This window comes from Mycobacterium sp. E3305 (assembly GCF_001666785.1).
Lineage (GTDB): Bacteria > Actinomycetota > Actinomycetes > Mycobacteriales > Mycobacteriaceae > Mycobacterium.
Map to the genome: position 1 here is coordinate 1 of NZ_LZJA01000250.1, position 15484 is coordinate 15484.

Consider the following 15484-nt stretch of genomic DNA (forward strand, 5'->3'; position numbering starts at 1 on the left):
CGCCACGCCCGAGGTATACGCCGAGATGCTGGGCCGCGCCAAGGAAAACTCTTACGCGTTCCCGGCCATCAACCGCGGTGTAGATCTCGGCGCTGCCCATCCGCACGCCCATCCGGTTCAGGGTTGCGTCCGAACGGCCGTGCACCACAACGGATCCCCGGTCGGTGATGGTGATCCAGTCGCCGTGACACCACACGCCCGGATACTTCTCGAAATAGGCGGCGCGGTAGCGGCTGCCGTCGTCGTCGTTCCAGAAGAAGACCGGCATCGAGGGCATCGGCTCGGTGATCACCAGCTCGCCCTCCTCGCCGATCACCGGATGGTTTGCGCCGGACCAGGCTTCGATGGCCGCGCCCAGGCAGATGCACGACAGCTCGCCGGCGACCACGGGCAGGATCGCGCAGCCGCCGATGTCGAAGCCCAGAAACACGGGGTAGCGCATGTAGGACACCCCCGCGACCGGCGGGACGAACGTCCGCACGAACGGCGCGAACCGGGCCAGGATGATCGCCCAGGGCCCGTATTTCTCGAAGAACGCGTGCGACTCGGTCACGTAGTGCTTCTTGAAAAACCGGGAGTCTTCCTTCTTGAACAGGGCCGGGCCGATCCGCCGCCCGATGAAGTAACCGGTCTGATCGCCCAGTATCGCCACCAGCGCGACGGCGGGGGCCAGCACCCAGATGCTCGCCGGCGGATTCGGGTGTGCGGCGAGCAGGCCGCCGGTGAACAACAGCGATTCGCCGGGCAGTAGCGGAAACAGCAGGCCGGTCTCGATGAAGACGATGACCAGGATCCCCGGCAGCACCGCGGAACCGAAGACGCCGTCGGCGCCCAACCAGTACATCGGGTCGAAGATGTGGGGCAGGGCCGTCACGGTGGTGCTCACGATGCTTCAACATACCGGTGTTGCGATACTGGATGGGCCTAGTCGCCAGGAGGAGCCCATGCCCATCGCCACGCCCGAGGTATACGCCGAGATGCTGGGCCGCGCCAAGGAAAACTCTTACGCCTTCCCGGCCATCAACTGCACCTCCTCGGAGACGGTCAACGCGGCGATCAAGGGCTTCGCCGACGCCGGCAGCGACGGCATCATCCAGTTCTCCACCGGCGGTGCGGAGTTCGCCTCCGGCCTGGGGGTGAAGGACATGGTGACCGGCGCGGTGGCGCTGGCCGAGTTCACCCGCGTGATCGCGGCCAGGTACCCGATCAATGTCGCGCTGCATACCGACCACTGCCCCAAGGACAAGCTGGACAGCTACGTGCGGCCGCTGCTGCGGATCTCCGCCGAGCGGGTGGCCGCGGGGCAGGACCCGTTGTTCGGGTCGCACATGTGGGACGGCTCGGCCGTGCCGATCGACGAGAACCTGACCATCGCGCAGGAACTGCTCAAGGAGGCCGCGGCCGCCAAGATCATTCTCGAGATCGAGATCGGCGTCGTCGGCGGCGAGGAGGACGGCGTCGCCCACGAGATCAACGACAAGCTGTACACCACGCCGGAGGACTTCGAGAAGACCATCGAGGCGCTGGGCCACGGCGAGCACGGCAAGTACCTGCTGGCCGCGACGTTCGGCAATGTGCACGGCGTCTACAAGCCGGGCAACGTCAAGCTGCGGCCCGACATCCTGGCCCAGGGCCAGCAGGTCGCCGCGGCCAAGCTGGGCCTGCCCGACGGCGCCAAGCCGTTCGACTTCGTCTTCCACGGCGGGTCGGGCTCGCTGAAGTCGGAGATCGAGGAGGCGTTGCGCTACGGCGTGGTGAAGATGAACGTCGACACCGACACCCAGTACGCGTTCACCCGCCCGATCGCCGGCCACATGTTCAGCAACTACGACGGCGTGCTCAAGGTCGACGGCGAGGTGGGCAACAAAAAGGTCTACGACCCGCGCAGTTACCTCAAGAAGGGCGAGGCGTCGATGAGCGAGCGCGTGGTGGAGGCCTGCGAGGACCTGCACTGCGCCGGGAAGTCCGTCAGCTAGCCGCTCGAACGTGCGGCTGGCCGCACACTCGGCACCGAAGGCTCAACCTAGCCGCTCGGGGACTGGCAGATCTTCCACTGGTCATCGCGATACTGCAGGTCCAGGCTGCGGGTGGAACGGACCTGCGGGTCGTAGGCCATGAACGTGGTGACATTGGCCTCGGCGTGCTGGCCGTTGACCACCACCTGGTCGATGCTCGCGATCACCGGATACTGCCTGGCCGCCGAGACCCGGCGGTACGTCTCATCCCACGAGTGCTCGTCGTAGTCCACGTACCCGTCGCGGGTGGTGCCGCAGGTGATGGTGCGCAGCGTGGTCAGGTCGCCCTTTTGGATCGCGGTGTCGAAGCTCTGGATGGTTGTGCGGACCATGTCCTCCTGCGACACCTTCGTGTGCTTGCCGCGGGTGAGCAGCACCGTGCCCAGGATCGCGATCGCGGCCAGCGCCAGCACGATCACCACCAGCGCCAGCACCCAGCCCCAGTTGATCTGCCGGGAGGTGCGCAGCTTTCCGCCGAGTCGAGGCGGAATCGACTGTGGCACAGCGGATTTGGGGGGCACCCCAAGCTGCGCGGTCTGGCCCTCCGGAGGTGTCGAGAAGGCCTCGGTGGCGGGCTCCGGGGTGGTGGCGATCACCGTGGTCTCTTTGGCGTCGAAACCGGGCGCCGTGAAGCGGCGTTCGCGCTGCTGGGCGTCCGCGTCGTCCCCGGGAACCCCCGGGCCGCCGCCCGAATCGGGCCGGATCACGACGGTCTCCGTCTCGGAGTCGCTCGGTATGAGCGGGACGCCCTCGGTCGCGTCTTCGCCTGACTGCGCGGCCCATTCGTGCCCAGGCGCGTTCGGCGTGCCGCCGCGGTCGGGCTCGGGTGGCTGGGGCATGAGTACGGCTGTCCTCCGCTATCGGGTGGGGTAGTTGGAGAGCTTAGCGACCCGTCCCCCTCGATGGGGTGATGGTCGAGGTCCGCCGCCCCGGCGAAATGGGGCAGCTGCAGAATGGGAGCCATGACGCCGCCACGAGACCTGCTCGGACCCGACCCGACCCTGTTGCCGGGCGATCCCGACGCCGAGGCGGAACTGCTCGCCGGCGAGAAGCCCGCGATCGTCGCCGCCGCGCATCCGTCGGCGTCGGTGGCCTGGGCGGCGCTGGCCGAACAGGCGCTGGCCGACGAGCAGGCCGTCACGGCGTACGCGTACGCCCGCACCGGCTATCACCGCGGCCTGGACCAGCTGCGCCGGAACGGCTGGAAGGGCTTCGGCCCGGTGCCGTATTCGCATGAGCCCAACCGCGGGTTCCTGCGCTGTGTGGCGGCGCTGGCCCGGGCCGCCGACACGATCGGCGAATCCGAGGAACACCTGCGCTGCCTGGACCTGCTCGACGATTGCGACCCGGAGGCGCGGCCGGCGCTGGGCCTCTAGAAGCTCTCCGAACACTCCGCTTCGCCGGGCCCGTCGATCTGCACGGTGGCGTGCTCCAGCCCGCGCGCCGAGAGCACGGTCCGGGCGTCCTGCAGCACCCGGGCGGAGTCGCCGGTGCTGCGCAGGTGCGCGGTGCACATGTCCTTGCCCGGCGACAGCGTCCACACGTGTAGGTCGTGCACCTCGGTCACGCCGTCGACGGCGCCCAGCGCCGAGCGCAGCTCCTCCACGTCGATGTGGGTCGGCGACGATTCGGACAGGATCCGCAACGCTTCGCGGGCCAGCGAGATCGCCCGCGGCAGCACCCACAACGCGACCAGGACCGCCACCACCACGTCGGCGTAGGGCCAGCGGGTCGTGACGGTGACGATGCCGGCGATCAGCACCCCGAGGCTGCCCACACTGTCGGCGACCACCTCCATGTAGGCGCCCTTGACCGCCAGGCTCTGCCCGGAGTGCGACCGCAGCAGCAGCGCGACCACGAGGTTGGCCAGCAGGCCGGCGAGCGCGACCACGATCATCGGCACGCCGGGGACCGACGGCGTTTCCCTCAGCCGCTGGATCGCTTCCCAGAGAATGAACAGGGCCACCCCCATCAGCAGGCCCGCGTTGGCGACCGCCGTGAACACCTCGGCGCGGTGCCAGCCGTAGGTCCGCGACGGCGACGAGCTGCCGCGGCGGGCCAGCGTCACGGCGGCCAGGCCCATGAAGACGGCGACGACGTCGGTCAGCATGTGGCCCGCGTCGGCCAGCAGCGCGATCGAGTTGATCAGCAACGAGGTGGTCAGCTCGATCACGAAGAACGCCGCCAGGATGGCGGCGGCGACGATCATGCGAGGGATCAGCCGGGACCCGTCGGTCTCGGCGGGACTGTGACTGTGGCCTGCGCCCATGGCGAGCAATATATGCACATTTGCGCATATATGGCAAGGGTCAGAACCAGCGGCTCCAGAAGCGGGTCAGCACGTTGCCCGCCGACACCAGCCACGTCGGCACCCCCGAGAAGTCGAACAGCCACAGCACGGCCCCGAAGAACCAGTTACCGCCCGCCAGGAGCAAAAACAGCAGAATGAAGAAGCCCCACTGCTTGGCCGGCGCCACCGCGCGCTGGGTCTCGGGGCTTAGGTGCGGCTCCAGCGCGTCGTAGCCGTCCAGGCCCGGGATGGGCAGCACGTTCAGCACCACCGCGGTCAGCTGCAGGAATCCCAGGAAGGCCACGCCCGCCCAGAGCACCTGGTGGAACGGGTCGTAGAACACCCGCGTGAGGGTGAGCAGCAGCACCGCCAGCGCCAGGTTGGCCGCGGGGCCCGCGAGGCTGACCAGGGTGCGCTGGTTCGGCGTCATGAACCAGGTCCGCAGGTACACGGCGGCGCCCGGCAGCCCGATCCCGCCCAGCGCGATCACCACCATCGGCAGCAGCAGCGACAGCGCGGGATGGCTGTAACGCCGGGGATCCAGCGTCAGGTACCCGCGCACGGCGGCGTCGTGGTCGCCGAATCGCCAGGCGGTCACCGCGTGCCCGAATTCGTGCAGGCACAGCGACACCAACCAGCCGGCGATGACGAAGGTGAACACCCCGACGTACGCCAGTGGCCGCACGGTGCTGCCGGCCAGCCAGGCCAGCGCGCCGCCGGCCGCCGTCACGGCCACCAGGGCCAGGAAGATGGGGCTGGGTCGCACCGATTCGCGCCGGGCGGGCAGGTTCACCGGTCGAAACTATCGGACCGCCCGTCGACGGGGTTTGGCGCGCTACCGTGCGCCCCGCCGCGCGATGACCTGGCTCGCGCGGTTCGCGGCGATCAACGCGCCACACGCGGCGGCGATCCGAACCAGATTGAGCCGGTACCAGGTTCGGAGTCGGGCGGCCCGTACGTCGGGTGGCGGCGCCGCGTCGGCAAACATCACCGGGAGGTTCACCGTCCGGATCAGATAGCCGGTGAGGGCCAATCCGGTGACCGAGCATCCCGCCGTAACGGCCAACCAGCCCCTGGCGTCGTCGATTTCCCAGCCCTTGCTCACGGCTGCGGCCGTGGCCGCCACGGTGATCGGTGCGGCGGCAGCGTAATAGCGCACCGGGCTGCCCGGTGCCAACACCGATGACGGCCTCGGCTGGGCGGCAAGCCGCTCCGGGATATGGACGACCGCTTCGTAGATGTTGCCGAACAACCACTGCGCCTGTCCCAGCTGGGTCAGGTCCAGCAGCCGGACGACAACATTCGGCCGGCACGCAAGCCTATTCGCTGCCAATGGCGTCCTCCTCATGCGTGGAGTTCTCGAGAATATCGACGTTCCGCAGCCGCGAAATGTGACACGATGCGCTCCATTCGTCACGTCGACCGGCGCGCGGGTCATGTGAATTCGCGGCGCAGGGGGTACCGACTAGGCATGACGGATAAACGGTTCTCCGACGTCGATGCGCCGGGACAACTTGACCCCGGCGGATCTGTGCGACCAGATCGAGCAGAGGATCCATCTCAACGCGGACAACCAGAGACCCCCTGAGGAGTTCGGCGACTGGCAGATGTGCGTGGCGGGCCCGGGACGCCACCATCCACAAGCTGAGCTCCGCCGTCGTCAACTATTGCCTAATCGTCAAGCACCTGGCGTCGAAGCAGCAGGGCGACGGCGCCTAGCCCGCGACCTGCCGGACCGCCGGCCAGCCCTCGACGTTGCGGTAGAACAAGGAGTAAAACCCAAGGGCTTCAACCTGATCACCAGTGGCGATGGCAGAGGTGCCTCGCCAATCCCCGATTCGAAACGCCGCCTCTGTAGCGTGGTGCGGCGCGCCCTAGCAGCCGCTCAAGCTGTTCGGCTGGTGGTCACGCGGCGCATTGTTGACAGCGTTACAGAGGTCTGATCCTGCCCTTCCCGGTGGGGGCGCTGTGGGGAGCAGGGTTGCGGTTATGGTTGGGCTTGGGGGGTCCAGCGGTGCGGGGTCTGCGTTGGCCATGGCAGGGGTCAGCCCTATGACAACCATCGCCAACCCACCGGCGAGAACGGTTATGGCGGCCGATTTTTTCAGCGTGGGCCCAGTGGTGCGGTCGAGGTGATGCGGCGTGATCATGATGATGTCTCCTCGTTTCGTCGCAGCCCCGGTGGGCCGGGCTGATAGGTAGGTAGGACCAGCCCGCCAATCGGAGAATCTGACAACTCTTTCTTTCGGGGACCGTTCAGGGCGGAAGCCGGAGATTCCAGGCAAATGGGTGGTGCGCCCAAACCTAGATTGAGGTTATTCGAGCGGGCAGGGGACGTCTCGCTTTTGCAGAACGAACTGTCAGCAAAGTCGCCAGCGCCGTAATGCGGACCGCGCTCGCGAATCCTGCGGACTCAGCCCAACTATCGGACCGCCAGCCAGCCCTCGACGTTGCGGTAGAACGTCGAGCGGCGCGCCGGCCGCGGCGCGGGTACGCCGTCGCGCACCACGTCGACGCCGGTGCTGCCCAGCTGGACCGCGCGCCCGGCGACCCAGCGGCGCCGGCCAACGCGGGCGCGCAGGCCGGGCACGGCCAGCGTCGGCTCGACGTGCACGCCGGGGACGTCCCCGTCGAACAACACGGTGTCGTCGACGACGGCCTCGCCACGCAGCGATCGCCCCTCGGACGGCAGCCAGCTCGCCCGCCCGACGACCACCGATCCGGTCTCGTCGCGGACCAGGGTCACCCGCCGCGCGGTGCCACGCCGGGCTCGCCGCGCCGCGCGCCGCCCGGCGGGCAGGCGGTAGGCCCGGCTCGCGCGGGTACGGCGGCGCGGCACGTAGGCCACCTCGACGTCGAGCCGCCCGGCGCGCAGCAGCCCGGTCAGCACGGCGGCCAGGTCGGCGTCGGCGCCGACCACCACCAGCCGCCGGTACGGCCCGATCGCGGAATCGGGATCGGCGCCGTGGACCGGCAGGCCGACCAGCGGTCGCGGCACCCGGCGATCACCGAACAGCAGCACCGCTACGGCGCCGTCTTCTGTGTTCACCAATAGCCTTGTCTTTCAATGCCTCTCGCGCACTCAGCGGCCAGACCATTTGGGGGCCGGATAATCTCGTCATCACGACGTAGTCACAACATGATCTCGGACTGCGAAAGTTGTTGCGCCACCGCCCGATGGCAACCGGATACTTTACTCCTGCCACGGGGTCAACGAATGGGTGGCCAAGAGAACGGAGAACTGCCATTCGCCGACTCACCGCCTTCCTCTCAACCGCGCGAATCGCGCCGCCCGTGTCTGGTACCGGCCCGACGCGCGTCCGTTGCTGACGAGGCGACTCCGCCGTGCCGGCGCCGTGGCGGTTTCGGCTGTCCTGTTGTGCGTCGAGCCTGCGACGGCCTCGGCCGACGAATCGATCGTGATCGACCTGGTGCGGCATGGCCAGTCGGAGGGCAACGCGGCGCGGGTGATCGACACGGCGGTGCCCGGAACGGTGCTCACCGCGCTCGGGCAGCAACAGGCGCAGAACATCGCCACCACGCTGGCCGCGCAGGGTCCGCTCGCCGGGATCTTCGCGTCGCAGCTGACCAGGACCCAGCAGACGGCCGCCCCGTTGGCGGCCGCGTTGGGGATGAATGTTCAGGCACTGCCCGGCCTCAACGAGATCGACGCCGGCGCGTTCAACGGGCAACCGCAGTTCAGCCTCGCCGGGCTGGCGTACCTGCTGGGGCCGGTGGCGTGGTTGCTTGGGCTGCGCATCGTGCCGATGCTGGCTCCGGGCTCCACCGACGCCAACGGATTCGAGTTCCACAAACGCTTCAACGGCGCGCTGCAGACGATGTACGGCAACGCGGCGACCGACGCGGGTCGCTTCAACGACTCCCTGCAAACGATCTACGGCAACGCCATGGCCAACCCGGTCCGGGCCGCGGGCGGCAAGATCACCGAGGTGGCGTTCTCCAGCGAGTTCGCCATCGGCGTCGGGACGATGATGAGCGTCAGAAACCCCGATCCACTGCTCCTGCTGTTCGACCCGCTGCCCAACGCCGGTGTCGTCGTGGTCCAGGGCAACCCGCACGATGGATGGACGCTGGTCAGCTGGAACGGCAAACCGGTGTGGCCGGGCTGGTCGGCCAAGAGGACCGAGCGCGACCCCAAGCAGCCCCTGTGCCTGATGCTGGAGGCACCGACCGCCGGCGGCGTATGCGCTGCTAAACCGCCCACGACGCCGTAAGCCCCGGCCGTGGAGGACACGAGCCGCGACCAAACGGCCCTTGACGCGGGTACGTCGCTGCCCGACGTTTAGGATCGCCACGTGAGAGCGTCAAGCAAAGATGCCTCCAGCTACGCGCACGGTCCCGGAGCGCTCAACCGAGACCCTGGTGCGGGCAGGCAGCTCGAGCCACCGGGCGATGCCGCAAGCCGTTGCAGCGCTGCGAGATACGGTGCGTTGCCAGTAGAACCACAGTAAGCAGGCGGGAGCAAGTCATGCCGGCAATCGTCCTCATCGGCGCCCAATGGGGCGACGAGGGCAAAGGTAAGGCCACTGACCTGCTCGGTGGGCGCGTGCAGTGGGTGGTGCGCTATCAGGGGGGCAACAACGCCGGCCACACCGTCGTCCTGCCCAGCGGCGAGAACTTCGCGCTGCACCTGATCCCCTCGGGCGTGCTGACCCCCGGCGTCACCAACGTGATCGGCAACGGTGTGGTGGTCGACCCCGGCGTACTGCTCGACGAGCTCAAGGGCCTCGAGGACCGCGGGGTGGACACCACCAAGCTGCTGATCTCCGCCGACGCGCACCTGCTGTTGCCCTACCACGTCGCGATCGACAAGGTCACCGAGCGCTACATGGGCAACAAGAAGATCGGCACCACGGGCCGCGGCATCGGGCCGTGCTACCAGGACAAGATCGCGCGCCAGGGCATCCGCGTCGCGGACGTGCTCGACCCCGACCAGTTGACGCACAAGATCGAGGCCGCGCTGGAACTGAAGAACCAGATCCTGGTCAAGATCTACAACCGCAAGGCGCTGGACCCGCACCAGGTCGTCGACGCCCTGCTGCATCAGGCCGAGGGCTTCCGGCACCGCATCCGCGACACCCGCCGGCTGCTCAACACCGCGCTCGAGACCGGCGAGACGGTGCTGCTGGAGGGCTCCCAGGGCACCCTGCTCGACGTCGACCACGGCACGTATCCCTATGTGACGTCGTCGAATCCGACCGCAGGCGGCGCGGCCGTCGGGTCCGGCATCGGTCCCACCCGCATCACCACCGTGCTCGGGATCCTCAAGGCCTACACCACCCGGGTGGGTTCCGGGCCGTTCCCCACCGAGCTGTTCGACGCCAACGGCGAATACCTGTCGAAGACGGGCGGCGAGTTCGGCGTCACCACCGGGCGGCGCCGCCGCTGCGGCTGGTTCGACGCCGTGATCGCGCGCTACGCCACCCGGGTCAACGGCATCACCGACTTCTTCCTGACCAAGCTCGACGTGCTCTCCAGCCTGGAGACAATCCCCATCTGCGTCGGTTACCGCATCGACGGCGATCGCACCAACGACATGCCGATGACGCAGAGCGACCTGGCGCGCGCCGAGCCGATCTACGAGGAACTGCCCGGCTGGTGGGAGGACATCTCCGGCGCGCGCGAATTCGACGACCTGCCCGCCAAGGCGCGTGACTACGTGCTGCGGCTGGAAGAGCTTGCCGGGGCGCATGTTTCGTGCATCGGCGTCGGGCCGGGGCGGGAACAGACGATCGTGCGCCGCGACGTGCTGGCGGCGCGCCCGTGACGGAACCGGACCCGAAAGAACTCGACCCCGACTACGAACACCACGGCGGCTTTCCCGAATACGGCCCGGCCAGCCCGGGCCCGGGCTTCGGCCGGTTCGTCGCGGCCATGCGCGCGCTGCAGGACCTGGCGGTGTCCGCCGACCCGGGTGACGACGTGTGGGACGACGCGGCCGACCGCGCCGCGGCGCTGGTGCAGCTCCTCGGCCCGTTCCAGGCCGACGAGGGCAAGGCACCGGCCGGGCGCACGCCCGACCTGCCCGGCATGGGCAGCCTGCTGTTGCCGCCCTGGACGTTGACCAGGTACGCGCCGGACGGCGTCGAGATGACCGGCTACTTCAGCCGGTTCCATGTCGGCGGAAACCACGCCGTGCACGGCGGTGTGTTGCCGCTGCTGTTCGACCACATGTTCGGCATGGTGTCGCACGCCGCGGGACGGCCGATCAGCCGCACCGCGTTCCTGCACGTCGACTACCGCAAGGTCACCCCGATCGATGCGCCCCTGGCTGTGCGCGGCCGCGTCACGAGCACCGAGGGCCGCAAGGCGTTCGTCGCCGCCGAACTCGTCGACGGTGACGACGCGGTGCTGGCCGAGGCCAACGGGCTGATGGTGCGGCTGCTTCCCGGTCAACCTTGAGTTGCCCGCCGCGCACCTATCCTTGAGCGGTGACCGACGGACCCGACGACAAGACGACCGCGCTCACCGTCCCGCCGCAACCGCCGGCGGGGAAGGCCGACACCCGGCCGCGGGTGGCGTTGGTGGGCGCCGGTGAGCTCGCCCGCGAACTGGCGATCGCCCTGGGCCGCCTCGGCGCGCGGGTGATCGCCCTCGACGAGCGCGCCGACGCCCCCGCGCACGCGGTGGCCGATCAGTCGCTGGTGGTGGCGATGACCGATGCAGACGAGCTGACCAAGGCGATTCGCGGGCTGCAGCCGGACTTCGTGGTCACGACCACCGACGCCGTCGCGGCCCAAGCTCTGGAGGGGCTCGAGGGCCCGCAGCTGGTGCCCAGCGCGCACGCCGTGCGGCTCGCCGCCGACCGCGAGGGCCTGCGTCGGCTGGCCGCCGACGAGCTGGGGCTGCCCACCGCGCCGTTCTGGTTCGTCGGCTCGGCCGGCGAACTCGAGGCGGTGGGCGCGCACGCCGGTTACCCGCTGCTGGTGCAGCCGGTGCTCGCGGGCGCCGGGCGGGGCCAGTCGGTCGCGTCGGGTCCCGACGACATCGGGCCGGCCTGGCAGCGCGCGACGAGAGGCCACGGCGAGCAGCACCGGGTGCTGGCCGAGACCGTCGTGGAGGTCGAGTTCTACGTCACCCTGCTGGCGGTGCGCAGCGACGGTCCGCAGGGGCCCCGGATCGACTTCTGCTCACCGGTCGGCCACCCCGAGCCCACTCCCGACGTGCTCGAGTCCTGGCAACCGCAGAGCATGACCGCGGCCGCGATGGACGCCGCCAAATCGATCGCCGCGCGGATCGTCAAGGCGCTCGGCGGGCGCGGCGTCTTCGCCGTCGAGCTGATGATCAACGGCGACGAGGTGTACTTCGTCGACGTCACGCCCCGCCCCACCGACAGCGCCTGGGCGACGGTGCCCAGCCAGCGGCTGTCGGCGTTCGAACTGCAGGCCCGCACCGTCCTCGGGCTGCCGGTTGACACCATCATGATTTCGCCGGGCGCGGCCCACCGGGTGGAGCGCGCCGACGCGCCGCCCGTCGCGATCGCCGGGGCGCTGGGCGTGCCGGAAAGCGACCTTCGCCTGGCCGGGCGGGCATTCCAGGCGCTGGCGACGGCGCCGGACGTGACGGCCGCGCGCGACCGCGCGCGCGACGTCGCGGACCGGCTGGCGGTGCGGCACCAGGGCCCGCACAGCTCGGTCACGCGAGAGGCGCGGTTGTAACCTCGCTACCATCCGAGGTCATGAGCACAGAGCGCACAGGCTCCTACGCCGGAGACATCACGCCAGAGCAGGCATGGAAGCTGCTGAGCGACAACCCCGACGCGGTGCTGGTCGACGTGCGCACCGACGCCGAATGGCGGCTCGTCGGCGTGCCCGACCTGTCCAGCCTGGGCCGCGAGGTGGTGTTCATCGAGTGGAACACGTCCGACGGCACCTTCAACGCCAACTTCGCCGACGAACTGCGCGACCGGGTGCCCGAGACCGAATCCGAACGGCCGGTGGTCTTCCTGTGTCGCTCGGGCAACCGCTCGATCGGTGCCGCCGAGGTCGCCACCCGGGCCGGCATCACCCCGGCCTACAACGTGCTTGACGGGTTCGAAGGCCACCCGAACGCCCAGGGGATTCGCGGTGAATCAGGTTGGCGCGCAATCGGATTGCCCTGGAAGCAGCTATGAGTTCACCGTCGGGGGATTCCGTCCGCGAGCCCAAGGCGCTGCCCGACGGCGTCAGCCAGGCCACCATCGGCGTACGCGGGGGACTGCTGCGCTCGGGGTTCGACGAGACCGCAGAGGCGATGTTCCTGACGTCCGGGTATGTCTACGATTCGGCGGCCGTCGCGGAGAAGTCCTTCACCGGCGAGCTGGACCACTTCGTCTACTCGCGGTACGGCAACCCGACCGTGACGATGTTCGAGGAGCGGTTGCGCCTGATCGAGGGCGCGCCGGCCGCGTTCGCCACCGCGAGCGGCATGGCGGCGGTGTTCACGTCGCTGGGCGCGCTGCTGGCCGCCGGGGACCGGCTGGTCGCGTCGCGCAGCCTGTTCGGCTCGTGCTTCGTGGTGTGCAACGAGATCCTGCCGCGCTGGGGCGTCGAGACCGTGTTCGTCGACGGCGACGACCTGGCGCAGTGGGAGGAGGCGCTGTCGAAGCCGACGCAGGCAGTGTTCTTCGAGACGCCGTCGAACCCGATGCAGTCGCTGGTGGACATCGCCGCGGTGGTCGAGCTCGCGCACGCCGCGGGCGCAAAAGTGGTGTTGGACAACGTCTTCGCAACTCCGCTGCTGCAGCAGGGCATTCCGCTGGGCGTCGACGTGGTGGTGTACTCGGGCACCAAGCACATCGACGGTCAGGGCCGGGTGCTGGGCGGCGCGATCCTGGGCGACAAGGAGTACATCGACGGCCCGGTGCAGAAGCTGATGCGGCACACCGGGCCGGCGCTCAGCGCCTTCAACGCCTGGGTGCTGGTGAAAGGCCTTGAGACACTGGCGGTCCGGGTGGAACACAGCAATTCCTCGGCGCACCGGATCGCGGAATTTTTGGAGACCCATCCTGCGGTGAGTTGGGTCCGCTACCCGTTCCTGCCGTCGCACCCGCAGTACGACCTGGCCAAGCGCCAGATGTCGGGTGGGGGGACGGTGATCACCTTCGCGCTCGACTGCCCCGACGACAAAGCCAAGCCGCGGGCGTTCGAGGTGCTGGACAAGCTGCGGCTGATCGACATCTCCAACAACCTGGGCGACGCGAAATCCCTTGTCACACATCCGGCCACGACCACCCACCGGGCGATGGGCCCGGAGGGGCGCGCAGCGATCGGCCTGGGCGACGGCGTGGTGCGAATCTCCGTCGGGCTCGAGGGCGCCGACGACCTGATCGCCGACATCGACCAGGCTTTGAGCTAGTCGAAGGGCTAACCGGCCTGCTTCTCGGCGGCTTCGATGCGTTCGGCCGCCGCCAGTGAGCCCTCCTGCGCCTGGCGCTCCACCCAGTCCACCACCGGCCGGGCGTACATCATCTGGCTGGTGATGGCCATCTGGCCGCGGGTGCGGCCCAGGAAGGAAATGCCCCAGGAGAACATGGCGGCGATGCGGTTGCGGAACCCGACCAGGTACAACAGGTGCAACAGCAGCCACGCCAACCAGGCGATGAAGCCGCCGAACTCCAGCTTTCCGACCTTGGCGACGGCGCTGTACCGCGAAATGAGGGCCATGCTGCCCTTGTCGAAGTAGTTGAACGGCTTCCGGTTGGCCGGGTCGTCCTGGCCCTTCACCGCCTGCTTGATCAACTTGGTGACGTAGTGCGCCCCCTGGATCGCGCCCTGGGCCATCCCGGGGACGCCGGGCACCGACATCAGGTCGCCGATGACGAACACGTAGGGATGCCCCTTGACGGTGAGGTCGGGCTCGACGATCACCCGCCCGGCGCGGTCGGTCTCGGTCCCGTCGGACTGCTCGGCGACCATCTTGCCCAGCTCGCTGGCCTGCACGCCGGCGGCCCACACCTTGCACGCGCATTCGATGCGCCGCTCGCCGCCGTCCTTCTCCTTGACGGTGATGCCCATGTAGTCCACCGAGGTCACCATGGCGTTCAGCTGCACCTCGACGTCCATCTTCTGCAGCCGCCGTTTCGCCTTCAAGCCCAGGTTCTCGCCCATAGGCGGCAACACCGCGGGCGCGGCGTCGAGCAGGATGACCCGGCACTCGCTGGGCGTGATCGTCCGGAACGCCCCGGCCAGGGTGCGCTCGGCGAGCTGGACGATCTCGCCGGCCAGCTCGACCCCGGTCGGGCCCGCGCCCACCACCACGAACGTCAGGCGGCGCTGCCGCTCGGCCGGGTCGGTGGCGACTTCGGCCGCCTCGAACGCGCCGAGGATGCGGGCCCGCAGCTCGAGGGCGTCGTCGACGCTCTTCATGCCGGGCGCGAAGGCGGCGTACTCGTCGTGGCCGAAATAGGACTGCTGCGCGCCGGCGGCGACGATGAGGCTGTCGAAGGGCGTCACGGTCTCCATGCCCATCAGGTGCGACGTCACGGTCTTGGCCGTCAGGTCGATGGCGTTGACGTCGCCCCACAGCACCCGGACGTTCTTCTGCCTGCGCAGGATCAGCCGGGTGGTCGGGGCGACGTCGCCCTCGGACAGGATGCCGGTGGCCACCTGGTACAGCAACGGCTGGAAGAGGTGGGTCGTGGTCTTGGAGATCAGGGTGACGTCGACGTCGGCCCGCTTGAGTGCCTTGGCCGCGTTCAGGCCACCGAATCCGCTTCCGATGATGACGACGCGATGACGCGACATGCTCACCCCCTTACCGTACGACGCCGCCGGAAAGCGGCTAGAACGGCCACCCGTTGGAGTTGTCCTTGAATTTGCCGTTGACCGCGGTGCAGAAGTCGTCCGCGGTGCCGGCCAGCAACACGTAGTAGGTCTCGCCGCGGCGGCTCTCGTAGGTGTTGGGGGTGCTCCAGCCGCTGTTGCACAGCGAGGTCTGGGTGCCGGCCGTGGCGCGCCGCCAGTTGGTCTTGGCGCAGCCGGCCAGGGCGTCGACGTTGGGCGTCGCGCTCTTGGCGGCGACCACCATCGCGCCTCCCCATTGGCCGTCGCTGCGCCGGAAGGCGCGCGCCCCGAATCCGGCGTTGTTCGTCTGGCACGCCAGCGCGCGCCGCATCAGCGAGAAGGGCGCCGCCAGTTGGGAATTGGGGCTCGCAGCGGCGGCCGTGATGAATTGTGCG

Annotated in this window: 14 protein-coding genes and 3 pseudogenes; 9 read left to right on the top strand and 8 right to left on the bottom strand. The window is 69.1% G+C overall.

Annotated elements, in window-relative coordinates; all coding sequences use genetic code 11:
* Nucleotides 1-73, top strand: a pseudogene (locus tag A5701_RS29415) (hypothetical protein); the annotation flags it as partial.
* 330 nt (nucleotides 74-403) lie between these two features.
* Here A5701_RS29415 and A5701_RS22740 read toward each other — a convergent pair.
* Nucleotides 404-886 (bottom strand): annotated as a pseudogene (locus tag A5701_RS22740) (DedA family protein); the annotation flags it as partial.
* A gap of 58 nt (nucleotides 887-944) precedes the next feature.
* Here A5701_RS22740 and fbaA point away from each other — a divergent pair.
* Nucleotides 945-1976 carry a class II fructose-bisphosphate aldolase gene (gene fbaA, locus A5701_RS22745; RefSeq protein ID WP_067759383.1) on the top strand — a complete coding sequence of 344 codons (1032 nt, stop codon included), beginning with the start codon at nucleotides 945-947 and terminating at the stop codon, nucleotides 1974-1976.
* 47 nt (nucleotides 1977-2023) lie between these two features.
* Here the strand turns inward: fbaA and A5701_RS22750 are convergent, their stop codons facing one another.
* A complete protein-coding gene (locus A5701_RS22750) occupies nucleotides 2024-2854 on the bottom strand; it encodes a hypothetical protein (RefSeq protein ID WP_067759386.1) in 831 nt (276 codons plus the stop codon).
* Nucleotides 2855-2977: 123 nt separating this feature from the next.
* On the opposite strand from A5701_RS22750, the gene A5701_RS22755 reads away from it, so the two are divergent.
* A complete protein-coding gene (locus tag A5701_RS22755) occupies nucleotides 2978-3391 on the top strand; it encodes a DUF3151 domain-containing protein (protein ID WP_067759425.1) in 414 nt (137 codons plus the stop codon).
* Here the strand turns inward: A5701_RS22755 and A5701_RS22760 are convergent.
* The 4 genes from A5701_RS22760 to A5701_RS22775 all read right to left on the bottom strand — a co-directional run bounded on the left by A5701_RS22760 (nucleotide 3388) and on the right by A5701_RS22775 (nucleotide 7354).
* Nucleotides 3388-4284, bottom strand: a complete 897-nt coding sequence (locus A5701_RS22760; protein ID WP_067759389.1) for a cation diffusion facilitator family transporter — start codon at nucleotides 4282-4284, stop codon at nucleotides 3388-3390. The two genes, A5701_RS22755 and A5701_RS22760, sit on opposite strands and share 4 nt — an antisense overlap.
* Nucleotides 4285-4324: 40 nt before the next feature.
* Nucleotides 4325-5098, bottom strand: coding sequence for a site-2 protease family protein (locus A5701_RS22765; RefSeq protein WP_067759392.1), 774 nt, complete (start codon nucleotides 5096-5098; stop codon nucleotides 4325-4327).
* Nucleotides 5099-5140: 42 nt separating this feature from the next.
* Nucleotides 5141-5638, bottom strand: a complete 498-nt coding sequence (locus tag A5701_RS22770) for a DUF1772 domain-containing protein (RefSeq protein WP_082969814.1) — start codon at nucleotides 5636-5638, stop codon at nucleotides 5141-5143.
* Between the two features lie 1089 nt (nucleotides 5639-6727).
* Nucleotides 6728-7354 (bottom strand): peptidase M50, encoded by a 627-nt coding sequence (locus A5701_RS22775; RefSeq protein WP_067759395.1) that lies wholly within the window; start codon nucleotides 7352-7354, stop codon nucleotides 6728-6730.
* 307 nt (nucleotides 7355-7661) lie between these two features.
* Here A5701_RS22775 and A5701_RS22780 point away from each other — a divergent pair, with 307 nt between their 5' ends.
* The 6 genes from A5701_RS22780 to A5701_RS22805 all read left to right on the top strand — a co-directional run bounded on the left by A5701_RS22780 (nucleotide 7662) and on the right by A5701_RS22805 (nucleotide 13662).
* On the top strand, nucleotides 7662-8540 hold the full coding sequence (locus A5701_RS22780) for a histidine phosphatase family protein (protein ID WP_067759401.1): 879 nt from the start codon (nucleotides 7662-7664) through the stop codon (nucleotides 8538-8540).
* Nucleotides 8541-8794: 254 nt separating this feature from the next.
* Nucleotides 8795-10093 carry an adenylosuccinate synthase gene (locus A5701_RS22785; protein WP_067759409.1) on the top strand — a complete coding sequence of 433 codons (1299 nt, stop codon included), beginning with the start codon at nucleotides 8795-8797 and terminating at the stop codon, nucleotides 10091-10093.
* Entirely contained in the window at nucleotides 10090-10728 is a 639-nt protein-coding gene (locus A5701_RS22790; RefSeq protein ID WP_067759412.1) for a PaaI family thioesterase, read from the top strand. The genes A5701_RS22785 and A5701_RS22790 overlap by 4 nt, the downstream gene beginning before the upstream one ends.
* Nucleotides 10729-10757: 29 nt before the next feature.
* Entirely contained in the window at nucleotides 10758-11984 is a 1227-nt protein-coding gene (gene purT / locus A5701_RS22795) for a formate-dependent phosphoribosylglycinamide formyltransferase (RefSeq protein ID WP_067759416.1), read from the top strand.
* Nucleotides 11985-12004: 20 nt separating this feature from the next.
* The gene (locus A5701_RS22800) at nucleotides 12005-12439 is read left to right on the top strand and encodes a rhodanese-like domain-containing protein (protein WP_067759418.1); all 435 of its coding nucleotides are present in this window, start codon (nucleotides 12005-12007) and stop codon (nucleotides 12437-12439) included.
* Complete coding sequence (locus A5701_RS22805) at nucleotides 12436-13662, top strand: O-succinylhomoserine sulfhydrylase (protein WP_067759420.1); 1227 nt, start codon at nucleotides 12436-12438, stop codon at nucleotides 13660-13662. Before A5701_RS22800 ends, A5701_RS22805 begins: the two co-directional genes overlap by 4 nt.
* Nucleotides 13663-13670: 8 nt before the next feature.
* Here the strand turns inward: A5701_RS22805 and A5701_RS22810 are convergent, their stop codons facing one another.
* Both A5701_RS22810 and A5701_RS28625 read right to left on the bottom strand, forming a co-directional pair.
* Nucleotides 13671-15050: an NAD(P)/FAD-dependent oxidoreductase gene (locus A5701_RS22810; protein ID WP_067759422.1), complete on the bottom strand. Its 1380-nt coding sequence runs from the start codon at nucleotides 15048-15050 to the stop codon at nucleotides 13671-13673.
* A gap of 37 nt (nucleotides 15051-15087) precedes the next feature.
* Nucleotides 15088-15484, bottom strand: a pseudogene (locus A5701_RS28625) (hypothetical protein); the annotation flags it as partial.